This is a genomic window from Flavobacterium beibuense F44-8, from assembly GCF_000769915.1.
Taxonomy (GTDB): Bacteria; Bacteroidota; Bacteroidia; order Flavobacteriales; family Flavobacteriaceae; genus Flavobacterium; species Flavobacterium beibuense.
Map to the genome: position 1 here is coordinate 185285 of NZ_JRLV01000006.1, position 23982 is coordinate 209266.

Genomic DNA, 23982 nt, shown 5'->3' on the forward strand with positions numbered 1-23982 from the left:
GAATTTTTTATTTTTACCAGTTCAAATTACAATTATGAGTCATATACTTTTATATTTCGATCCGGGTACAGGAGCACTTATTGTTCAGTTTTTAGTAGCGATAGGAGCTTCCATAGCTTTATTTTATAAAAGGATAAGCCTAAAGCTTAAATCGATTTTCGGTAAAAAGCAGGAAGAAGATCTTTTAGGTGATATTGATATAGAAGAGAAATCAGATGCAGACAAAAAATAGGCATTCTTCTTCCTTCAGGGATCCGTCGGGTTATATATTTACTGACCAGGCGCAGGTTTTCAGGCAGGTAAATCCCATTTATTTTGAGCAGTATAACTCGCTTAAAAACAGTGGTTTTTATGAAAAGCTTTTTAAAGCCGGACTACTTATTCCGCATGAGGAAACAGAGGCTACACAAGCAGGGATAACCCTGAAGCCCGAAAACATATCTTTTTTTTCCTATCCCTACGAGTGGAGTTTTAACCAATATAAGCATGCTGCTTTGCATACCTTAAAACTGCAAAAGTATTGCCTTCAAAACGGGTATAGCCTTAAAGATGCAACAGCCTTTAATATAACTTACCATAAAGGGAAACCAGTATTTATAGATACGCTTTCGTTTGATTTTTACAACGAAGGAGAACCCTGGAGAGCCTATAAGCAGTTTTTAATGCACTTTTTTGCGCCGTTACTTTTAGCAAAATACTACGGTAACGATATGCTAAAAATAATGCTGCAGTATATTGATGGGGTTCCGTTAGATAAAGTCGCAAAAATGCTTCCGTTTAAATGCAGGTTTAGCCCTGTACTGTATACCAATATTTACCTTACTGCAAAGTATGATTCTAAATACAGTGGCGATAAGGAAAGCAGTAAGGAAAAGAAAGTTAACATACCTAAAGAGTCGCAAATCAAAATACTCGATTCTTTATACAATTATATAAAAGACCTAGAGCTTAAAGAGAAGACAGAGTGGAAAGATTACTATAGTGTAACCAACTATGATGCTGACTCTTTTGCTTATAAAAAAGACCTGATAAGAAAATGGTATCAGGGTATTAATGCCGATAAGTTAATTGATTTTGGCGGTAACGACGGTACTTTCTCAAGAGTTCTTAAAGATTTAGCCAAAGAGATACTGGTAACCGATATTGACCCAAATGCGGTAGATCAAAACTATGTTGAGGTACTAAAGCAAAAGGAAACCAATATTTTACCGTTGGTAAGTGATTTGGTAAACCCAGTGCCGGGTATAGGGCTAAACAATACCGAAAGGGATTCATTACTGGACAGGGTTAAAAATGCTAATTATGATTTGGCTATGGCACTAGCCTTAATACATCATATCTCCCTTACGGGTAATGTACCTTTTGATATGTCGGCTAAGCTGTTTGCTTCGTTAACACCATATCTTATCATTGAGTTCCCCGATAGGGAAGACTCGTGGGTTGATTTCCTTTTAAAGAGTAAACGGGAGTTTAAAAATCACTTTGACGGTTATAATCTTGCCGACTTTGAAAAGGAATACAGTGTGTATTTTGATGTTTTAGAAAAACAGAAAATACCTAATACACACAGAACAATGTTTTTGCTTAAAAGGAAATAAGTATGATAGAAAAACTAAGGCAGCGTATTTTAGATTTTATTAATTCGGATAAAGATACTCCCGTGCTGGCAGGTTTAGCTGTTGGGTTTTATCTTATGTTGTTTTATTATTCGGGTAATTTTGCCTTAGCGAATTCGTTAATTCAGTTCTTATTTTTTACGGCTTATTATGTGCTTGTTCCTGTTGTGGTTTTATATGCCGGATACAAAATACTACCGCTGTTTAAAATGGAAGGCTACAGGAAAAACTACCTTTTTGTAGTGATGCCTGTTTTGTTTTTTTACTACATTTTTGAACTGATTGCTTTACCGTTTACAGAGAAGGGAACACTTGTAGCTATAATGCTTGTTGGCTGGTTTGTTTCTAAAAAGTACAGAAAGTACTATAAGCTGTTTATTGTATTGCTGTTTTTTCTTTCGGTTTTTAACCTGCCGCCTATTTTAGAAGCTGCTTTTACCAAACGAAGTACACAGTGGCAAAAACAACCTGATAATATTGAACAGGTTACTTTTAAAAAGAAACCTAATATATACTACATTCAGCCCGATGGTTATACAAACCCTGTAAACCTTAAAGACAGTATCCATAATTTTGACAACAGTAATTTTTGGGGATACCTAAACAATAGTGGTTTTACAGTATATCCTAACCAAAGGTCTAATTACTATTCTACATTACTGTCTAACTCGGCAACCTTCTCTATGAAGCATCACTATTGTGCAGGCGATATAGAGGAGTATAGTGCCAGAGATATTATTGTAGGTGAAAATGCCGTGCTGCGAACATTAAAGCACAATGACTATAAAACTCATTTTATAACCGAAAAACCTTACCTGTTAATAAACAGACCAGATTTAGGTTATGATTTTTGTAATGTGGCCTATTGTGATATTCCGTTTTTAAAAGATGGATGGTCTCAAAATTATGATGTTATTGAAGACTTAAAAAAGCAAATGCAAAACACATCTCAGGGAGGGAATTTCTTCTTTTTGGAAAAGTTTACTCCGGGGCATATTAGTGTGTATAAAAAGCTTTTGGATAATGAGTTTGAAAAAGAGATAGATGCCGAGAGAGCTACATACCTTAACGGTATTAAGGATGCTAATGTTTGGCTGGAAGAGTTAATAGGCTACATTACTAAAAACGACCCTAACGGTATTATCATTATAGGTGCAGATCATGGTGGTTTTGCAGGTTTTGCCTATAGTTTGCAAAGTCAATATAAAACAAATAATAGGCTTAAAAAGAACTCAATGTTCGGGACTCTGCTGGCTATTAAATGGAATGATGATAATGCTAAACTGTTTGACAAAGATTTAAAAACAAATGTAAACCTGTTTAGGGTTGTGTTCTCATACCTTTCTCAGGACAAAGCATTATTAAACAACCTGCAGGAGGATGTAAGTTATGTGCACCTTAAAGAACCTCAGGGAATATATATTTATATTGATGACGAAGGGAAACATGTATTTGAAAAGTTAGAAAATGTACAGGATTGAGAAATATAATACTACCCATTACTCGCTTTGGAATGATTTTATAGCCGATTCTAAAAACGGTACATTTTTGTTTCAAAGGGACTTTATGGAATACCATAGTGATCGTTTTAACGATTATTCATTACTGGTATTTCAGGAAGATAAGTTAATGGCTGTGCTTCCTGCAAATGTGGATAACGGTGTTGTGTATTCGCACCAGGGGCTTACTTATGGCGGACTAATTTACACTCCTAAAACAAAGCAGCTGGCCGTTACCGAGATTTTTAATTCACTTATCACTTATTTAAAAAATGACGGTATAAACAGGCTTTACCTAAAGCAGGTGCCTGCTATATATCATAAATACCCGGCTCAGGAGGCTGAGTTTACTTTATTTAATTTAGGAGCCAAATTGGTAAGACGTGATGGTATATCTGTGTACGATCAGGAAAATCCATTACCTTTTACCAAAAAGCGCAAGGAGGCTATAAGAAGAGGGGAGAAGAATAGGCTTACCATTGTTGAAGAGCCCGAATTTGGCTTGTTTTGGGATAAGGTTTTAATACCTAATCTTGAAAGAAAACATGAAGCACGCCCCGTACATACACTTGAGGAAATTAAAATACTGTACAGCAAGTTTCCTCAAAACATAAGGCATTTTAATGTTTACCATAACGGGGAAATCGTAGCCGGAACAACTATGTTTGTTACTGATACGGTTGCTAAGCCGCAATATATATCGGCTACACCCGATAAGAATGAACTGGGGAGTATTGATTACTTGTATTCGCAGTTAATAACAACCCTTTTTAAAGATAAGAGATACTTTGATTTAGGACCTTCTTTTGGTGACGACCGTAAAACCATAAACGAAGGTGTTTTGTTTTGGAAAGAGAGTTTTGGTGCCCGCATTGTGGTACAGGACTTTTATGAGTTGGAAATAGGATAAAATTAATCTTGAAAAGAATAAAAAAAATATTTGAATCATCGCTTTTTAAAGTCTTTTCACTTAACTCTGTTAGTGTAGTGATAAGGGTTTTGGGCGGACTCATTACTTCTAAGATTATCGCTAAGTTTTTAGGACCTTCGGGCTTAGCTCTTATAGGTAATCAAAGAAACTTTCTTTCTATAACCGATTCGGTTTCTACTCTCGGTTTTCAAAATGGTATAATTAAATATGTTGCAGAGTTTGAAAAAAATGAAACAAAACTAAATGAAGTTTTATCTACGTTATTTTTTTCTATTCTGGGATTGGTGCTTATTTTGGGTACTGTCCTGTTTTTTTCGGCAGATTATTTCAGCTTATTTTTTTTAAAGAATCCTGAGCATCAGTGGGTGTTTAAGGTTTTGGCTTTTGCCCTGCCCTGGTATGCAGGTAATATTATAATTACTTCTGTTTTAAACGGGCTTAGTAAGTACAAACAGGTTATAAAAGTAAATATAGCAGGTAATATAACAGGTGTATTGCTTTCTGCATTTTTAACCTGGCAATACAGTATAGAGGGGGCATTACTGGCTATAACCCTTACGCCTGCAATTATGTTTATTTTTTCATTTTTAATGCTAAAAAAACAGCTGCCGGGCTTTGGTTATATTGATTTCTCTTTTTTTAATCCGGGAGTATTAAAAAACTTCTTTTCTTATAGCTTAATGGCTTTAGTTACAGTAGTAATGGGAGCTTTGGTGTCGTTGTATATCAGGAATAGTATTATTTTTCAATATGGCGAAAATGAAGCCGGTTACTGGGAGGCTGTAAATCGTATTTCTACTTACTACCTTATGTTTGTCTCTACTTTACTTACAGTATATTTTTTTCCTAAACTCAGTAAAGCTGTAACAAATAAGGAAACCCAAAAAGTTTTTTTTAGTTATTATAAAACCGTAATGCCTTTGTTTGGACTTGCGCTGATTTTTATTTTTTTGATTAAACGTTTTATAATTACCATTTTACTTAGTGATGAGTTTTTACCCATGAGTGAGCTATTTGTATGGCAATTAACGGGAGATTTTTTAAAGGCATGCTCTCTTATATTGGGCTATGAGTTTTTTGCTAAAAAAATGACAAAGGCGTTTATAATTACAGAGTTGTTGTCTTTCGCAATACTTTATATCACGGCTACTTTTTTTATAAAAGGTTTTGGGGCACAAGGTGCTGTTATGGCACACACATTTACCTACGTTATTTATTTATTGATTTTAACATTTTTCTTCAGAAAAAAAATATTTATTTATTGATTTTATTTCCATGCCTCAATATACTTTTCGGCTATTTTAATGTAATTGTGTTCCTGTTTTATAAAACTTCTCGCCCTTTTGCTAATAGCTTTAATCTCTTTGGGGTTTTCAATTAAAAACGAGAGTTCGTTTGCAATAGCTTTAGCATCAGGTAATGCATTTACAGCAACTCTTTCGGTAAGGTTATAATGTTGGGTAAATTCGGTTTCAGCACCTGTAAAAACCACTTTTCCTTTAGCCATAGCTTCAAGGGCATTGTAACCCTGGTCGTAACCATAAACCTGATCCAGTAAAATATGTGCCCTGTCATACAGTTTTATGTATTCTTTATACGGAATGTTCTCGGTTACAATAATCTCTATTTTATCCTCATACTTTTGCTTTACTATATGGAGCGCTTCCTCAAAAAAGTTAATTCCTTTTTTAGTGTAACTCATTCGGTTTATCCCTAAAAAAATGATAATCTTATCGGTAATTTCAGGTTGATTGTAAGTAATCGAATCAGTATTAATAGGGTTAGGTATAAAGTGTGTAGTATAACCCTGAGCCTTCATAGGGATTTCATAATCCAAATCAGATGTTACAAGGCATACCGAATTATTTTTAACCCAATTAAATAACCTGTGGTAAGCAGGAGTAAGGTACTTTAGGGAATAGTTGTAATATTGAGCCGTTGCCCTTTTTTCAATATAAGGTGTAAGTATGGAGTATTTAAGATCTCCGTTAAGGCAATAGTCTATAATAGGGGTATCGTCACCACAAATAAGTAAGCTCATTTGTTTGTTTTGCTGTAGTAGCTTTTTGTATAGTTTTATCTGGAAACCGGGTTGGGTTTCTATAGCATTAGAGTTTATTAGCTGTATATGGTCAAACCCTTTTAGTTTAGGAAGTAATTTTTTGAACCGATATCCTTTTTCGGTTTCTTCAAAATTGTAGCCGGTAAGCTTTTTAATAAAGTTTTTAGCCTTACGTAATAACAGGTAATCACTAAAGTATTTTGGATGGATGGAGTAGTCAGTATCATATTTTTTGAAATGATCACCTGTGCCCACTATGGTTACCTCATGCCCCAAAGCGATTAAGCCTTCCTTTAGGGAGTTATGAAGCCTGCTGTATTCGCCAACCAAAAGTATTTTCATTAGTGCGTAGGGAAATTTTTATATTTGTGTAAATATATAAACAATTGCAGGAAGGATTTAAAAAATCGGATATTGAAATTTTGGTTTCTACCATGAACCGAAGTTCGCTTGATTTTTTAATCCCGATGTTTCCCAATCACTTTTCTGGCTATTCCATACTGGTTATTAATCAAACCACCCGTGATGCTTTAGCAGAATCAAACGATTCCAATGTCAGGGTTATTAACTCATTTGAAACCGGACTCTCCAAAAGCAGGAATTTGGCTCTTAGCAAAGCCAGAGGTAAAATATGTATTATTACCGATGATGATGTAGTCTTTAAACCACAGTTTGAAGAAAAGGTACTGCAAGCATTTAACGCCGTTGAAAATGCTGCCCTGATTGCTTTTAGGACAGAAAAGCCCGATGGTTCGTTGTTTAAAAAATATCCTTCTAAAAGAATTACTGCTCTTACTGATTTTAATATGCTCAGTATTATGTCGGTAGAAATGGTAATTAATAAAACTGTTTTAAAGGATGATGTTAAGTTTGACGAACGTTTTGGTCTTGGAGCACAGTTTACAATGGGAGAGGAAGCTATATTTGCCTATACCCTTAAAGATAAAGGCTATACTATAGCTATGGAGCCAGAGGTTATAATACAACACCCTGAAGTACACTCGGCATTAATACAAAGCGTAAAGAAAAAATATTATGTACAGGGAGCTTTTTTAAGCCGTGTTTTTAAGGGAGCTTATTTTAAATGGCTGTTTTTAAAAGTATTTTTTGACCTGAAACAGGGAAAACTTAAATTTGGAGAAATATACACTGCACTTAAAGCAGCTTCTAAAGGAAGAAAAGATCTAATTGAAACAAAATGAACACCAACACTACCATAAAAGATATACAAATAATTTCACTTCCGCGTATTGAAGACAGGCGTGGTAACCTATCTGTTATTGAGAAAGAGGTACTTCCTTACGAAATGAAAAGGGTTTACTACCTTTATGATGTACCGGGAGGTGCCGAAAGAGGAGGACATTCACATATAGATCAGCAGGAATTCCTTATTGCGCTTAGTGGTAGTTTTGAAGTGGTTTTAAACGATGGTGAACAGGAAACTACTGTAAGTCTTAACATTCCTAACAAGGGGCTCTTAATCCCAAAAGGGATATGGCGTGAACTGAAAAACTTTTCATCGGGGGCGGTATGCCTTGTAATAGCGTCTGACGTGTATCTTGAGGAAGACTATATTCGTGATTTTGACCATTTTATTAAGAGTAAAAACTCTTAGTTGTAAATATCAAAATGAATATTTGATTTTTTAAGTTGTTGTTTTAACTGGTAAAACATTCGTAATAAAGGAGTAGGGAGCTTTAAGAGAAAAGCTGTTTTGCCCGATATGTTTTTTAGACTGTTTATGGAGTTGTAATAATAACGGAATGTTTTATCATCGCCCGCAAGTTTATGTTTCAGGGCATAGGAAGCTCGGTATAAATCAAGAAACTTTTGCAGGGAAACGTTGCTTTTTTCTTCTTCTTTAAACTTGTCCAGCTTGGCAAATACACGTTTTAATGTTTGGGCATGTGAAACCCTGTTTCCGCCTTCAAGCCTGTAGGTAGCAGTAATGATGTCATTATAGGCAACAGGATATTTTAGCGCAATACGTGTCCACATATCGGTATCTTCTCCTGCGCCCAGTGTAATTTGAGTATCAAAATCACCTATCGTTTTAAAAACTTCCTTTTTAACTGCAACAGCAGTAGTCCATATTAAACGGTATTTTAGGCTTGATTTAAAAAAGTCATTTACGATTCCCGTATATCCTGTGTCAATATCGTTAAATAAAGTGTTTTCTATATATCCGCCGGGATGTAAAAACTCATAATTTGTAGTAACAGCTCCCGCCTCAGGAAAAGATTTACAAAGTTCATGCAGTATTTCAAGATGGTTAGGATACCAGTAATCATCGGCATCTAAAAAAGCAATATAAATTCCTTTAGCCTTTTCAATTCCTAAGTTTCGGGCTTGAGAAACACCGCTGTTTTTAGTTTTAATATAAACAAGCCTTTCATCGGTAAGCGAAAGCACCTGGTTTTCACTATCATCTGTAGATCCATCGTTAATTACAATAAGCTCAAAATCTTTAAAGCTTTGCTCAAGAGCACTAAGCAAAGTAGCTTTTATGTCATTTTGCTTATTGTATAATGGTACAACTACAGAGAAAAAAGGCATAGATTAATCTTTTAAAGAACAAATATAACCAAGCCTGTATAAGTCAAGGCAAAAAAGATTAGGATTGTCGTTTAATATTTTTCGTTTAAGGATTGGTTCTGTTATTTTAAACCCTAACGAAACCAAACCTTTTAATCTGTATTTTTTTAGTTTTTTGTAATGTTTCAGTAGTGAGTTTATGTTTTCAATATCTTCTTTATCGGCTAACATATCTTTTCTGGATTTTACTGCATTGAGTGATTTTTTAAAAAAGACTTCGTTACTCTCCAGTCCAATATGGTAAACAGGATTGTCTATGTGTAGTAGGGCTATCTGTTTTTTGTATAGATTGTAAGCAAAGTAAATATCAAGTCCGTATAAGTTAGCTTCTTTTGAAAAGTTGTTATCTAAAAACACCTGTTTGTCAATCAATAAATTTGCCGAAAGTACATTTCCATAAGGATTAAGGCTTCTTACCTGTGCTGGTTTAGATTCTCTTTCAATTCCGTATTTCAGCCTTAAAGATGTATTTGGTGTGCCGGATTCATTTTTATAAGCTATTCCGCCCATTATTACCTGAGCTTTATCCATAACTTTTGTGTAATTGGCTATGAAATAATCAGAAACAGGAATAACATCAGCATCCAAAAACAGGAGTTTATCGTAAAGTGCCGATTCGGCCAGTAGTTTGCGTGATTGTGTACGTCCTAAGTTAACTTTATTTTCAATGAATTTGCAATTTAGCAGTTCGGCTTGGACTTTGTTTTTTTCTAAAAAAAACTTTTCAGACTTGTCATCTATTACAACTATCTCAAAAGGTATATTTAATGAACTGGCCTCAGCATGTATCTTTTGAAGAAGCTGGCTAATATCATAATTATATACAGGAATTAATATTGATAGCATAAACAGAGTTTTAGCAAAAATAACAACATTATGTTAGTTTAAGCTTTTTTCTAAAAGTAAGCAGTATAGTTACCATCATTAAAAACTCGAAGGGATAGCTAAACCTTGAGTTAGTGCCATAGGTTGCCATAGCCTGTAGGAGTGATGCTGCAAAAATTACAGTTGTGATTAAAACTACTGCATTTATCTCTTTTTTACGCAGAAACTGAATTAAGTGATAGGGTATAAGTAATACAAAGAGTACTTTAATTAAATACAGGATAAAACTTTGTATGTACCAAATTAAAACCAGCCCCTTATTGGCGTGTGGTACTTTAAATTTTTTATAGTTCCAGTAAATGGCAGTATCCCAAAAGTCTCTCCATGACACAAACACCTGCTTAGTATAATCTAAAGGATTTTTCTTTATGGTAGCCTTACTGTATTCACTAAGTTTGGCAGAAAAGTCGGGCAGATATGATAATTGGGTGATATGCATAAGTTCGGGTCTTGCAAACCAAATGGTCATGGCAACGTCTTTATCGGCAGCAATAATTCTCTCTCTGTAATCGGCATATGCATCTCCTATCTCTTTATATTCTTCGGGGCACTTCTCGGCAAAATATACACAGTTTTGAGCTATGTTTATTCCCCAAAAAGTAGTAGAGACAAAATAGCCTGTGTTTACCTTATTTACGTACGACCATCCTAAAAAGGATACAAGGGGTAATATAAGCAGTGTCATACGAATATTTATAATGTTTGAAAACCTGAAGTTTTTTAGCGTATAAAAACCGTAAATTAAAAAAGGAAGGAAAATATAAAATGGTTTAATCAATACAAGAAAACCTATTAATAAACTGAGAGTTATACTGTTTTTAAGTTTCTGCTCAGTGTTAATTCCTTTAATGGTATAGTAGAATACAAGGGTAACAAAAAATAACGTGAGGCTTTCTGTAAGAATGTTTGTTTCATAAAAAATTACATGAAGCAAACAGTTAAAAGTCACTGTAAGAGTTACTGATGTTTTGGTAGTGAAATTAAGCAGTCGTAAAGTTTTGTATTGATAAATAGCATTTATAATCCCTATAATGAACTGTAAGGCTATAGTGATAATTAATGAGTTTCCGGCAAGGGCAATGAGTGTAGGGTAGCCGGGGCTGCGTGTTCCGTCATAATCTTTCAGGTTAAAACCGGCAATACGTTCTGCAAGCTCTATATAGCCAGATGAATCGGGGAAAATAGTTATATTTTGATAAAGCAGAACAATAATTAGCCTGCTTATAATGCAAAACGCAATAATAGCAGTAATAGGCTTTTTAGTAATGAAGTTTATTATTTTACCTGCCATAAGCAAAGTATATTTTTACCAGCTGATAGGGGAAGCCTAACAAATCTTTAAATGTTATTTTACTGTCTCCTTTTTCAATCCAAATGCTAAGTCCGTATTCAAATATTTTATGAAGGTAGTGCTTTTCAATCGCTTTATATCGTAAAAGTAACTCCAAATCAAAAACCCACTTGGTTATAAAAGGTTTTTCAAATAGTGTTATTGCCAGGTCGTAGTTTATAATTTTTGCACCACACTGAGTATCATAAACAGGTGCTTTAAGTATTAGTTTACTGGCAATGGTTGCAAATATCCTTCCCGAATAATGCCTGTAGGAGTAGCGGGTTATATCGCTTCCCAGCTTTTTTACTCGGCTCCCCATTACAAAACTGTAAAGAGAGTTTTTTTGAGCAAAATCCCATATCCTGAAAAACTCATCAAATGGGGTGGCTAAGTCGGCATCAAGATACCCTATGTGTGTATAGTTTTTGTTTTTACTGTGTAGTACAGCCTGTCTTATAGCTTCTGCTTTTCCTTTGTTTATCTTAAGGTCAAGAGCGGCTGCGTTAGGGTGCTTGTCACTTAGGTCTTTAATGACCGAAGCAGTATTGTCGCTGCTACCGTCATTAACCAGCAGGAAGTCACAATCGGTATATTGTTGAAATGCGTGATTGTAAGTGGTTAAATCAATTCTGGATGCTTCATTATAAAACGGAATAATAAGCAATAGTTTTTTGCTCATAATTATACCGTTCGCTGTACCACTTCAAACAGGGTACCGCTGTCACATTTAAGTGTTTTAGAAGGGAACTTCATTAAAAGGGCATAATCATGTGTTGCCATAATTATGGTTTTACCGTTTTGGTTAATTTCTTTAAGCAGTTGCATTACCTCTACACTGGTTTGCGGGTCAAGGTTTCCGGTAGGCTCATCGGCAATAATAACCTCAGGGTCATTAAGCAGTGCACGTGCTACGGCAACCCTTTGCTGCTCCCCGCCTGATATTTGGTGAGGCATTTTGTATACGGCATTTTTCATTCCTACTTTATCCAGTACCTCGTTTATCTTAACGTCCATTTCCCTTTTTTCACTCCAGCCCGTAGCTTTAAGTACAAATAAAAGGTTGTCATACACGTTTCTGTCGGGCAGGAGTTTAAAGTCTTGAAAAACGATTCCTATTTTTCTTCTAAGGTAAGGTATGTTTCTTTCCTTTAGGGTAGCAAGATCATAATCTACAAAAGTACCCTCTCCCTGTTTTAGCTTAAGGTCGCCATACAGGGTTTTCATAAAACTACTTTTACCAGACCCGGTTTTACCAATAATATAAATAAACTCTCCGGGAAAAACCTCAAGGTTTATATCGGTTATTACGGCATTGTTATCCTGATATACATTTACGTTTTTTAACGATAATACGGGTTGGGACATAGTCTTAGTTTGTTTATTTGGTAAAAGTAATAAAGTAAACGGTTTTATTCAAAAAATTATTCTGTAAGGCGGTTGTAATTTAACCTTTTTTATGCTTTTGAGGTTTTTATTAAACTAATACTAAATCTGTCTTAAAGAACGTTTAATAGAATAAGAATTGATATATTTGGCTACCCATAAAATAAAAAAACCAATATGCGCAGACTAAACAGGTTACTATTATTTTCAGTACCGTTATGTGCCCTTAGCCTATCGGCACAACAATCTAAAATCTACACACACGACCTAAAAGACTTTGATGAGGCTGTGACGCTTTATAATGAAAAGCAATACCAGGCTGCACAAATTCTTTTTGAGAAAACCAAAACCGAAAACAAGGAAACGGAAGTTCAGGCCGACTGTGCTTACTATATAGCAAACTGTGCCATAAGACTGGAGCAAATGAATGCCGATATGCTTATGGAAAACTTTGTGGAAGACTACCCAACCAGCACTAAGCAAAATCAGGCTTATGTTGAGGTGGCAGGCTACTACTTTAATCAGGGGAAATACCCACAGGCCTTAAAATGGTATGATAAGGTGGACGAAGCCTCTATGTCAAACTCAGACAGGGAAAGGTATAACTTCCAAAAGGGATACAGTTATTTTAATGCAGGCGATAAAAAGCAGGCCGAAAAATACCTTAATAAAGTAATCAACTCTAAAGAGTTTGGCTCTCAGGCGAAATACTATTTAGGGTATCTTGCTTACGAAAGTGATAACTATAAAGATGCCAACGAGTATTTTGACCAGGTAGAAGATAAGGATGAGTACAAAGAGAAAATGTCCTACTTCCAGGCCGATATGAACTTTAAGCTGGGTAATTTCCAAAAAGCAATTGATTTGGGTGAACCACAACTGGCCAAGTCTAACGCCATGGAAAAATCAGAGCTTAATAAAATTATAGGGGAGAGTTACTTTAACCTTAAACAATATGATAAGGCTATCCCTTATTTAAACGAATATAGGGGTAAGCGTGGTAAATGGAATAATACCGACTATTATCAGTTAGGTTATGCTTACTACAAGCAGGGTGATTATGAAAACGCCATTGCCCAGTTCAATAAAATTATTGAAGGTAACGACTTTGTGGCACAAAATGCCTACTACCATTTAGGGGAAAGTTATCTGAAAACCGATAAAAAACAACAGGCGCTTAATGCATTCAAAAATGCATCTGAGATGGATTATGATCTAAAAATTCAGGAAGATGCTTACCTAAACTATGCAAAGCTGAGTTATGAGATAGGTAACCCATACCAAAGCGTGCCGGAAGTGCTTAAAGGATTTATGGATAAATATCCGCAAACGCCGTTTAAGCAGGAAGTTCAGGGATTACTTATCGATTCTTATATTACCTCTAAAAACTACAAGGAAGCGTTAAGCCTGCTGGAGAAAAACAAATCTCCGGAAAACAGACTGGCCTACCAAAAAGTAGCTTTTTACAGAGGTCTTGAATTATATACTGACGGTAGCTACCATGATGCACTTGATTTGTTTAAAAAATCGATTGCCGAACAGCGTGACCCAAGGTTTACGGCCAGGGCAACGTTTTGGAAAGCAGAAACCGAGTATGTACTTGGGCTATTTAACGAATCGCTTTTAAGCTTTAAGCAGTTTACGGGTTTTGATGAGGCAAAGTCGACTCCTGAATATAAAAACATAAACTACAATTTAGGATATACTTACTTTAAACTGAAGGAATATGAAAAGGCAGCCGAGTTTTTCCAGAAATATGTAGAGACCGCTAAGGATGACAAAGTAAGGCTTAATGATGCTTACTTGCGCCTTGGTGATAGTCACTTTGTTTCTACAAAATACTGGCCGGCTATGGAGGCCTATAATAAGGCTATTGATATGAAAGGTATTGATGCCGATTATGCTTTCTTCCAAAAAGGAATTAGCTATGGTTTTGTAGGCAGGAATGAAAGGAAGATTGAAGATTTAACCAAATTCGTACAATCATATCCTAAATCAAAATATGCCGATGATGCTCTTTACGAGTTAGGTAATACTTATGTGACAGAAAACAATACCACTAAAGCGTTACAAACGTATGACAGGCTTATAAGTGAGTATAAGAGCAGTTCGTATGTATCTAAAGCCATGATGCGCCAGGCACTTATTTACTACAATGCTAAAAACGATAAGCAGGCACTTGATAAGTTTAAAAAGGTAGTTGCCGATTTTCCTAATACACCGGAAGCTATGGAGGCTGTTAGTACAGCACGCCTTATTTATGTGGATAGCGGAAGGACAGAGGAATATGCAGCATGGGTAAAAACACTTGACTTTGTTGATGTAAGTGATGCCGATTTAGATAATACTGCTTTTGAGGCTGCCGAAAAACAATACCTGCAAAACAATACTAAAGGTGCTATATCGGGCCTAACAAGTTATTTAGCGCAGTTCCCTAATGGTATATCGGCGCTTAAAGCTAATTTCTATCTGGCGCAATCGTACTTTACAGAGAAGCTCGAAAACAATGCCGTGCCACACTATGAGTACGTGATTGGTAAATCAAGAAATGAGTTTACTGAATCATCTCTGGCAAGGCTGGCTGAAATACACTTAAAGAACAAAAATTATGACAAAGCCCTTCCGGTACTGAAAAGACTGGAGGCTGAGGCCGACTTCCCTCAAAACGTAACGTTTGCACAGTCTAATCTTATGAAGTGCTACTATGACCAAAAAGATTATGCCAATGCAGTGGTATATGCTGAGAAGGTTATGGCTAACACTAAAACGGAAGACAGGGTTAAGAGTGATGCGCAAATTATCATAGCGCGCTCGGCTATCAAAACTAACGATGAAGCAAAAGCAAAAACGGCTTATGCTAAACTGCTAACCATTGCAAAAGGTGAGCTTGCGGCAGAGGCGTTGTATTATGATGCTTACTTTAAGAACAAGGAAGGTAAATATGAGGCTTCAAATGCAGCAGTGCAAAAGCTTTCTAAAGACTATTCGGGTTATAAATATTTTGGAGCCAAAGCTCTTGTGGTAATGGCTAAAAACTTCTATGGTTTAAAAGACAGTTTCCAGGCAACATACATACTGGAGAGTGTAGCCAAGAACTTTACCGATTACCCTGATGTGGTAGAGGAAGCTCAGGCAGAGCTTAAAAAGATTAAGGATGAAGAAGCAAAGACCAATTCATCTATCCAAAATTAAGTATAACCCAAGCCTCTTAAAATTTAGTTATGACAATCAAATTTCAATATAAAATAGCTTTTGTTTTAGCCCTGGCGGGGTTTCAGGCTGCCACGGCCCAAAAGAAGGACGAGAATATAGGAACCGAAGTGGTAAATGTAGTAAAACCATATACTCCTACTATTTCAGATGCTTTTAAAGTAAAGGAAACTCCGGTTGTGGAGGATGACGATAATGCTCAGAAAAAGGAAATAGAATACAACATATTCTCTTTTCCGGTAGCCTCTACATTTACGCCTGCAAAGGGTAAAGCAGCAGGGGTTAAAAGAGCGAAAAAAGAATCGCTTTATAATAATTATGCTACTCTTGGTGCAGGAAACTATGGTACTATTAATGCCGAGCTTTTTGTAACCGAAAATCTAAACCGTAACGAATATGTGGGCGGTATGTTACGCCACCTTTCCTCACAGGGAGGGATAAAGGATGTAGTGCTTGATGATAAGTACTACGACACATCGCTGGATCTTACCTATGGTAACAGACAGAAAGCCTATAGCTGGAATGCCGATTTAGGGTACCATAATCAGGTGTACAACTGGTACGGTTTACCGTTGGAATACCAAACGTTTACAGACGAGTATATAGCCACTATAGATCCGCAGCAAACTTACCATACGTTTTATGTAGGCGGTAAAGTAGCAGCCGAAGACAGTTTCTTTAGGGATGCTACTGTGCAGTACAAACGTTTTTGGGATGCGTTCAATTCGGCAGAGAACCGATTTTTTGTAAAACCATCACTGGATATCGATGTGCTTGACGAAAAGATAAAAGTAGATTTCATAGCTGATTATGTAGGCGGTAATTTTGAAGAGAACGGTCTGTATTCGGCTATAGACTATAATTACTTTAACGTAGGTATTCAGCCAAGCGTACTGTTCCAAAGAGATGATCTTTCGGTACAGCTTGGAGCCGGACTGTTTTATAGTATGGGTAAGCTAATGGGAGAAAACGATAATAAGTTTTATGTGTATCCGCAGGTTAAGGCTTCTTACAAAGTTGTGGGTGATTTAATGATTGCCTATGCCGGTGCCGAAGGTACACTTAACCAAAACTCATATGCTGATTTTGTAGAGCAAAATCATTTTATGATGCCAAATCTTATCGTTGCACCAACAGATCAGCAGTATGACATCTATGTTGGTTTAAAAGGTAAGCTGGCAAGCAATGTGGCTTATAACATTCGCGGGTCATATAAAAATGAAGATAACAGGGCTTTCTTTGCAAACTATAATCCTGCTCTTGTACCGCAGCCACAACCTGATGTTGAGGTTCCTGATTATGCAAACGGTAACTCTTTTGGACTGGTTTATGATAAAATGCAAACCGTTAGTTTCTTTGGAGAACTTAAAGCCGATTTCTCTAAAAGCGTGAGCTTTGGTTTAAACGGTACATTTAGTAGTTACTCTATGGAAAACCTTCAGGAAGCATGGAATCTTCCGGCAATACAAATAGGAGCTGACCTAGATGTAGATTTTACCGAAAAATGGTATGCCGGTGCTAATGTTTTCTTTGTAGGAGAAAGAAAAGATTTTGTAGCGGTTAACAATCCTGATTTTGTTGATCCTTTAGCTACAGAAGCTGTTGTTACACTGGATAGTTATTTTGATGCTAATGCTCATGTGGGTTATAAGTACAATGAAAGACTAACAGGTTTCTTAAAGCTAAATAACATTGCCAGCCAAAATTACCAGCGTTGGGTAAACTACCCGGTTCAGGGCTTCCAGTTCCTTGTGGGAGCTTCTTACAAGTTTAATTTCTAATAGAACTATGATAACATATTACAAACCCTGCCTTATGGCGGGGTTTGTTTTTATAGGGTTGTAAATGTTAAAACTTTGGGTATATTTGGCAGGTATATAAATAGCTTTACCTTATGAAAAAACTATACTTCTTAGCTGCATTTCTTTTTGCTTCGGTGCTATCGGCACAAACATTGCAGGAGTTTTCGGCTCTTTTACAGGCGAATGATACTATTGGTCAGCAGGAACTTTTAAAAAAATGGAAAAAGAAAGGGCTAAATGATCCTGATTATTATGTTGCTGCCTTTAATTACAATGTGAACAAAGGGATGGTTAACGGTGTAGGGTTTCGTGATGAACCTGTTGGAGAGGAGTATTTAGAGATGGTTAATACCGAAGACAGTACTCAGGTTTTTTATATGGTAGATGAAAGGTTTTATGAAAAGGAGTATATCAATGAAGCACTTATTGTTATTACTGCCGGAATAGAAAAGTTTCCCGACAGGCTGGATATGCGTTTCGGTAAAATACATGTTTTGGGAGAAGCGGAAGATTATGATGCTTTTACTAAAGAAGTAATAAAAGTTATAGATTATTCAGATAAAATCAATAACAAATGGAAATGGATAGGTGGTGAACTTATGGACGACGGTAAGGATTTTATGCTGGAAAATGTTCAGGCTTATACTGCTAAGCTGTATGATACTAACAATGATGATTTGTTAGTTAACATGGTGCAGATATCTGAAACCGTGTTGAAGTATTATCACGATAGTGTTGAAAGTCTGAGTAATTTAGGTGTGGTAAGTGTGATAAACGAAGACTTTAAAACGGCTTTACAGTGTTTTTTAAAAGCAGAAAGTTATAGGGAAGATGATATTATAGTTTTGGCTAATATAGCTAATTTATATGTTAGGGAGAAGGATTATGATAATGCGGAAAAATACTATGGAAAAATTGTAAAATACGGCAATGATGAAGATGTGGCCTTTGCTAAGGATGCGATTAGGCAAATAAAGGAATTAAAAAAAGAAAAGAAATAAAAATATTTAATAAGAATACCATTGCAGTCATTAAAAATTAAAGTGCTTGCTTATTACAGGCAGCAGGTTCAGGATAAGGAAGATGCTTTTAGGGATATGATAGATGCCCTTACAGAAGGAGCTGCTAACGATGCTAAAGGTTCGGCTGGCGATAAGCACGAAACAGCCCTTTCTATGATGCACCTGGAGCAGGAAAAACTAAATCATAAACTAAAGGAGATACTGGAGCAAAAATCAGTATTAGATAAAATTGAGACCGATGTGGTTTCTTCAAAAATTATATTAGGCAGTTTGGTAAAAGCAAATAATATGTATTTGTTTTTAAGTACGGCGCTGCCAAAAATTGTGGTTGAAGGGACTACCGTTTTTGCCCTGTCGCCACAATCTCCGTTAGGTAGTAAATTGCTAGGAGGAGAGCAAGGGCATGAAATTGAGGTTAATAATACAAAATATATTATTGAAGAATTTTGTTAGACTTTTTTGCAGAAATAATAGTAAAGCCACCTCTACAGGTGGTTTTTTTAATTTGTAAGCAAAAAGGGGGTGTTTTTTCTGTTTTACTTTTAAAATGCATTTAATTGTTTGTTTTTTGTTTTAAAATGTAATCTTTAAGTTGTTATATGTTTTTAAATTGAAAGTTAAAATTAAAATTTGTCTTATAAAAAATAACCAAAAGGGTTAAAATGAGATAAAATTTAAATACTATGTGCGGAATTTTAGCAATCATCGGAAGAGGGAAAGATGAAGCCCTTGTTAAGCAGTTGTCAAAGAGAATGTCCCATAGAGGACCAGACGAAAGTGACCTGCATGTAACAGAGAAAGGGCATATTTTAAGTCATGAACGTTTATCAATTATTGATTTAACAACGGGTAAACAGCCAATACAGGGTACTAATAATGCCTGGATGGTGCATAATGGCGAAATATACAATCATCAGGAACTTAGGGATACGGTGCTAAAAAGCCATACGTTTAGAACGCATTCAGATTCAGAAGTTATTGTGCATCTTTATGAAGAGTTTGGTAATGAATTTTGTCATTTACTAGACGGTATGTTTGCCTTTGTGGTTATAAAAGGGGATGAGTTTATCGCAGGGCTTGATCCGCTTGGGGTAAAACCATTGTATTACGGACTGGATGAAAGGGGACGAATATACTTTGCTTCCGAAATGAAAGCATTGGCAGATCAGTGTAAAACATTCTCTACATTTCCGCCAGGGCATTACTATACTCCCGAAACAGGATTTGTAAAATACTACAAACCACAATGGGAAGATGCTGTAACGGCAGTGGGAGATGCCGATTTGGAAGCCTTAAGGCAGGGGCTTACACAGGCAGTTGAAAAAAGACTAATGAGTGATGTTCCGGTAGGAGTGTTACTAAGTGGCGGGCTGGATTCTTCTTTAATATCATCTGTTGCATCAAGGCTCGCAAAACAAAGAGGGCAGGAGCTGCATTCGTTCTCTATAGGGCTAGATGCCGCAGCACCCGATGTGGTGGCTGCCCGCAAGGTCGCTCAGTTTTTAGATACAAAGCATCATGAAATATATTTTACCATTGAGCAGGGAATAGCCGTATTGGATAAACTGATATGGCATCTTGAAACTTACGATGTAACTTCGGTAAGGGCAAGTACGCCCATGTACTTCCTTTCTGAAGCCATTACGCAAAAAGGCATAAAGGTGGTGCTTTCGGGCGAAGGGGCCGATGAGATTTTTGGTGGTTACCTGTACTTCCGTAATGCGCCAACCGAAAAAGATTTCCAGAAAGAACTTATAGATAGGGTACAGAAGCTGTTTACGGCCGATTTGCTGAGGGCAGACAAGTCGACCATGGCTCACGGTCTTGAAGCGAGAGTTCCGTTCTTAGATAAGCAGTTTTTAGAAGTGGCTATGAAAATCAAACCACAGGAAAAACAGCCTAAAACCTACTGCGGAGTTGAGAAATATATTTTAAGAAAAGCGTTTGATACTCCTCAACAGCCTTACCTGCCGGATGAGGTGTTGTGGAGGCAAAAAGAACAGTTTTCAGATGGAGTAGGTTATAGTTGGATTGATACGCTTATTGAGTATTGTGCCTCACAGGTTAGTGATGCAGATATGGAAAAGGCAGAAGAACGTTTCCCGTATAATACCCCCGCAACAAAAGAAGCTTATTATTACAGGTCGGTTTTTCAAAAGCACTTCCCGCAAAGGAGTGCGGCACAAACCGTAAGGAAATGGATACCTAAGTGGCAGGAAAATAGCGACCCGAGCGGTAGGGCTAATGCAGCTCACCTAATGGCCGATACGGCTATAGCACAGCCCAGGGTTGAGGTATAATAACGTTGTGTTTTTTTGAATTTTAGTTTGTTTGTTTATTAAAAACACCATGAAGCAATGCATGGTGTTTTTTTGTGTTTAAAAGCGTTGCCTTTTAGCTTGTTAAATGGTTATTTTATGGGTTTAGGGGGTGTATTGCGGTTTATTTATATTAAAAATCAAAATTTAATAAATTGTTAATAACTTAGTTGCTAAAAGCGGGCTTTTGGTAGTAATATAGGTTGCGTTTTCATATATTTGTTCGTTAACTTAAAAATTCATTAAGAATACAGATTATATGAGTGAAGAGGTAAAGCAAAACAATTATTCGGCAGACAGTATTCAGGCCCTGGAGGGAATGGAACACGTAAGGATGCGTCCTTCCATGTACATTGGAGATGTGGGTACAAGAGGTCTACACCACCTTGTTTATGAGGTAGTTGATAACTCCATAGATGAGGCTCTGGCCGGGCATTGTGATACTATCTATGTTACTATTAATGAAGATGATTCAATCACTGTAGAAGACAACGGTCGTGGTATACCGGTAGACATGCACAAGAAAGAAGGTGTGTCTGCACTTGAGGTAGTTATGACGAAAATTGGTGCCGGTGGTAAGTTTGATAAAGATTCTTACAAGGTTTCCGGTGGTTTACACGGTGTGGGTGTGTCGTGTGTTAATGCACTATCCGATCATTTAAAGGCTACAGTATTCCGCGAAGGAAAAATATACGAACAGGAGTATGAAAGGGGTAAAGCAGTTTACCCTGTAAAACAGGTTGGTGAAACCGATAAAAGGGGTACTACGGTAACCTTTAAACCGGATGCAACCATTTTTACCCAGACAACAGAGTACTCTTACGATACACTTGCTGCACGTATGCGTGAGCTTTCTTTCCTTAATAAAGGTATCAGTATTACAATGACTGATAAAAGGGAGAAAGATGATAAAGGTGAGTATCTAAATGAAACATTTCATTCTGAAGAAGGTTTAAAGGAGTTTGTTAAATTCCTTGACGGTAACCGTGAGCCTATCATTGCAGAGGTAATTAGTATGGAGACAGATAAGGGTGAGATTCCTGTAGAGGTGGCGTTGGTTTACAATACCAGTTATACAGAGAATATTTTCTCTTATGTAAATAACATTAATACTCATGAGGGTGGTACTCACTTATCGGGTTTCCGTAGGGGCTTAACCAATACCTTAAAGAAATATGCCGACTCATCAGGGCTTCTTGATAAGCTTAAGTTTGAGATTTCGGGTGATGACTTCCGTGAAGGTTTAACGGCAATTATCTCGGTTAAGGTGGCAGAACCTCAATTTGAGGGGCAAACCAAAACCAAATTGGGTAACCGTGAGGTAGTGGCGCCTGTAAGCCAGGCAGTAAGTGAAATGCTTGAAAACTACCTTGAGGAAAATCCTAACGATGCCAAAACCATTGTACAAAAGGTTATTTTAGCAGCTCAGGCACGCCACGCTGCTAAAAAAGCCCGCGAAATGGTACAGCGTAAAACCGTTATGGGTGGCGGTGGTTTGCCGGGTAAGCTTTCTGACTGTTCTGAGCAGGATCCTGCAAAATGCGAAATATTCCTTGTTGAGGGTGACTCGGCAGGTGGTACTGCAAAACAGGGTCGTGACCGTAACTTCCAGGCTATTCTTCCGTTAAGAGGTAAAATTCTTAACGTAGAGAAAGCAATGCATCACAAGGTGTTTGAAAACGATGAGATTAAAAACATATTTACAGCGCTTGGCGTAACTGTTGGTACGGCAGAAGACAGTAAAGCACTTAACTTAGAGAAACTTCGTTATCACAAAGTAGTAATTATGTGTGATGCCGACGTTGATGGTAGTCATATTTCTACACTTATCCTTACGTTCTTCTTTAGGTTTATGAAAGAGCTTATTGAGAACGGACACGTTTATATTGCTACTCCGCCGTTATATCTTGTTAAAAAAGGTGCTAAAAAAGAGTATGCATGGAACGACGCTCAGCGTGATATGATTAATGAAAGAATGGGTGGTGGAGCAACTATTCAGCGTTATAAAGGTCTTGGAGAGATGAACGCAGAGCAGCTTTGGGATACTACTATGGATCCGGAGTACAGAACGCTTCGTCAGGTAAGTATTGACAGTCTTGCAGAGGCAGACAGGATCTTCTCTATGCTAATGGGTGATGAAGTACCGCCACGTAGGGAATTTATTGAGAAAAATGCAGCATATGCAAAAATTGATGCATAAGCTATATTGATAAAATAATTATGAAAAAACGGGGTGTCATGTTAATGACACCCCGTTTTGTATTTAAAATATAATAAAGGGGGAATATTAATGTAATATTGATAATTTGACGTGTTTTAAATGGTTGGTTTTGTTATATTTGTTAGGAACAATAACTTTTTTCGATAACCAATCTAAAAATATAATACTATGAAAGTAACAATTGTAGGTGCCGGTAATGTAGGTGCTACATGTGCCGATGTGATTTCTTACAGAGGCATTGCCAGTGAGGTGGTTTTATTAGATATTAAAGAAGGCTTTGCTGAAGGTAAAGCTATGGATATAATGCAATGTGCCACTACTACCGGATTTAATACAAAAGTTTCAGGAAGTACAAACGACTATTCTAAAACTGCAAACAGTAATGTGGTGGTAATAACATCGGGGGTTCCAAGAAAACCGGGTATGACCAGGGAGGAGCTTATAGGTATTAATGCCGGTATTGTTAAAACTGTGGCAGACAATGTTCTTAAATATTCACCCGATGCAATTATAGTTGTAGTTTCTAACCCAATGGATACTATGGCTTATTTAACACTTAAAGCAACCGGGCTGCCTAAAAACAGGATTATAGGTATGGGTGGTGCGTTAGATAGTTCACGCTTTAAATATTACCTGTCTAAAGCTTTAGATAAACCGTCAAACGATGTTCAGGGTATGGTAATAGGCGGGCATGGTGATACAACGATGATTCCGTTAACAAGAATCGCTTCTTATAACGGTAGTCCGGTATCTGATTTCCTTTCGCAGGAAGTGCTTGACAAGGTTGCTGCCGATACTATGGTAGGAGGAGCTACATTAACAGGTTTACTGGGTACATCGGCCTGGTATGCGCCGGGAGCATCTGTAGCTTATCTAGTAGACAGTATACTTAATGATCAAAGAAAAATGATACCGTGTTCGGTTTACCTTGAGGGAGAGTATGGTCAAAGTGATATTTGTATCGGTGTACCATGTATAATTGGTAAAAACGGAGTAGAGGAAATTGTTACTATAAATCTGGACGAGAAAGAGAAAGCTTTATTCGCTAAAAGCGCCGACGCTGTTAGGAATATGAATGAAGCATTGAAATCAGTATTAGCTTAAC

20 protein-coding genes are annotated in these 23982 nt (G+C 36.8%); 14 read left to right on the forward strand and 6 right to left on the reverse strand.

Translation table 11 applies throughout. The features are described from left to right. Positions 1 to 34 precede the first annotated feature (34 nt). The 5 genes from Q763_RS07085 to Q763_RS07105 are packed head-to-tail and all read left to right on the forward strand — an operon-like array spanning position 35 to position 5311. Entirely contained in the window at positions 35 to 232 is a 198-nt protein-coding gene (locus Q763_RS07085; protein ID WP_035132611.1) for a hypothetical protein, read from the forward strand. Next, positions 216 to 1598, forward strand: a complete 1383-nt coding sequence (locus tag Q763_RS07090) for a methyltransferase domain-containing protein (protein ID WP_035132613.1) — start codon at positions 216 to 218, stop codon at positions 1596 to 1598. The genes Q763_RS07085 and Q763_RS07090 overlap by 17 nt, the downstream gene beginning before the upstream one ends. Positions 1599 to 1600: 2 nt before the next feature. Then, positions 1601 to 3097: an alkaline phosphatase family protein gene (locus tag Q763_RS07095; RefSeq protein WP_035132615.1), complete on the forward strand. Its 1497-nt coding sequence runs from the start codon at positions 1601 to 1603 to the stop codon at positions 3095 to 3097. Beyond that, a complete protein-coding gene (locus Q763_RS07100; RefSeq protein ID WP_035132617.1) occupies positions 3084 to 4025 on the forward strand; it encodes a hypothetical protein in 942 nt (313 codons plus the stop codon). The genes Q763_RS07095 and Q763_RS07100 overlap by 14 nt, the downstream gene beginning before the upstream one ends. A gap of 8 nt (positions 4026 to 4033) precedes the next feature. Then, the gene (locus Q763_RS07105; protein ID WP_035132619.1) at positions 4034 to 5311 is read left to right on the forward strand and encodes an O-antigen translocase; all 1278 of its coding nucleotides are present in this window, start codon (positions 4034 to 4036) and stop codon (positions 5309 to 5311) included. Between the two features lie 2 nt (positions 5312 to 5313). Here the strand turns inward: Q763_RS07105 and Q763_RS07110 are convergent, their stop codons facing one another. Continuing rightward, the gene (locus Q763_RS07110) at positions 5314 to 6450 is read right to left on the reverse strand and encodes a glycosyltransferase family protein (protein WP_035132621.1); all 1137 of its coding nucleotides are present in this window, start codon (positions 6448 to 6450) and stop codon (positions 5314 to 5316) included. A gap of 44 nt (positions 6451 to 6494) precedes the next feature. Here Q763_RS07110 and Q763_RS07115 point away from each other — a divergent pair, with 44 nt between their 5' ends. Beyond that, positions 6495 to 7310 (forward strand): glycosyltransferase family 2 protein, encoded by an 816-nt coding sequence (locus tag Q763_RS07115; protein ID WP_052123283.1) that lies wholly within the window; start codon positions 6495 to 6497, stop codon positions 7308 to 7310. After that, positions 7307 to 7723 (forward strand): sugar 3,4-ketoisomerase, encoded by a 417-nt coding sequence (locus Q763_RS07120; protein WP_035132623.1) that lies wholly within the window; start codon positions 7307 to 7309, stop codon positions 7721 to 7723. The genes Q763_RS07115 and Q763_RS07120 overlap by 4 nt, the downstream gene beginning before the upstream one ends. Here the strand turns inward: Q763_RS07120 and Q763_RS07125 are convergent. From Q763_RS07125 to Q763_RS07145, 5 genes are read right to left on the reverse strand one after another with little or no spacing between them, the layout of a single operon-like run. Next, a complete protein-coding gene (locus tag Q763_RS07125; RefSeq protein WP_052123284.1) occupies positions 7720 to 8664 on the reverse strand; it encodes a glycosyltransferase family 2 protein in 945 nt (314 codons plus the stop codon). The two genes, Q763_RS07120 and Q763_RS07125, sit on opposite strands and share 4 nt — an antisense overlap. Positions 8665 to 8667: 3 nt before the next feature. Next, positions 8668 to 9549 (reverse strand): glycosyltransferase family 2 protein, encoded by an 882-nt coding sequence (locus Q763_RS07130; protein WP_035132625.1) that lies wholly within the window; start codon positions 9547 to 9549, stop codon positions 8668 to 8670. Between the two features lie 28 nt (positions 9550 to 9577). Continuing rightward, on the reverse strand, positions 9578 to 10879 hold the full coding sequence (locus tag Q763_RS07135) for a hypothetical protein (RefSeq protein ID WP_052123285.1): 1302 nt from the start codon (positions 10877 to 10879) through the stop codon (positions 9578 to 9580). Then, a complete protein-coding gene (locus Q763_RS07140) occupies positions 10869 to 11600 on the reverse strand; it encodes a glycosyltransferase (protein ID WP_035132627.1) in 732 nt (243 codons plus the stop codon). Before Q763_RS07140 ends, Q763_RS07135 begins: the two co-directional genes overlap by 11 nt. 2 nt (positions 11601 to 11602) lie before the next feature. Continuing rightward, a complete protein-coding gene (locus tag Q763_RS07145; protein WP_035132629.1) occupies positions 11603 to 12286 on the reverse strand; it encodes a cell division ATP-binding protein FtsE in 684 nt (227 codons plus the stop codon). Between the two features lie 195 nt (positions 12287 to 12481). On the opposite strand from Q763_RS07145, the gene Q763_RS07150 reads away from it, so the two are divergent. From Q763_RS07150 to Q763_RS07180, 7 genes are all read left to right on the forward strand, one after another. After that, complete coding sequence (locus Q763_RS07150; RefSeq protein ID WP_035132631.1) at positions 12482 to 15496, forward strand: tetratricopeptide repeat protein; 3015 nt, start codon at positions 12482 to 12484, stop codon at positions 15494 to 15496. A 29-nt stretch (positions 15497 to 15525) separates the two neighbouring features. Beyond that, positions 15526 to 17295, forward strand: a complete 1770-nt coding sequence (locus tag Q763_RS07155; protein ID WP_035132633.1) for a porin family protein — start codon at positions 15526 to 15528, stop codon at positions 17293 to 17295. 113 nt (positions 17296 to 17408) lie between these two features. Beyond that, positions 17409 to 18317 carry a hypothetical protein gene (locus Q763_RS07160; RefSeq protein ID WP_052123287.1) on the forward strand — a complete coding sequence of 303 codons (909 nt, stop codon included), beginning with the start codon at positions 17409 to 17411 and terminating at the stop codon, positions 18315 to 18317. A 21-nt stretch (positions 18318 to 18338) separates the two neighbouring features. Further along, the gene (locus Q763_RS07165) at positions 18339 to 18791 is read left to right on the forward strand and encodes a hypothetical protein (protein WP_035132635.1); all 453 of its coding nucleotides are present in this window, start codon (positions 18339 to 18341) and stop codon (positions 18789 to 18791) included. A gap of 230 nt (positions 18792 to 19021) precedes the next feature. Then, on the forward strand, positions 19022 to 20638 hold the full coding sequence (gene asnB, locus Q763_RS07170; RefSeq protein ID WP_035132637.1) for an asparagine synthase B: 1617 nt from the start codon (positions 19022 to 19024) through the stop codon (positions 20636 to 20638). Positions 20639 to 20915: 277 nt separating this feature from the next. After that, complete coding sequence (gyrB, locus tag Q763_RS07175; RefSeq protein WP_035132639.1) at positions 20916 to 22856, forward strand: DNA topoisomerase (ATP-hydrolyzing) subunit B; 1941 nt, start codon at positions 20916 to 20918, stop codon at positions 22854 to 22856. 189 nt (positions 22857 to 23045) lie between these two features. Continuing rightward, positions 23046 to 23981, forward strand: coding sequence for a malate dehydrogenase (locus Q763_RS07180; protein WP_035132641.1), 936 nt, complete (start codon positions 23046 to 23048; stop codon positions 23979 to 23981). The last annotated feature ends 1 nt before the right edge of the window (position 23982 follow it).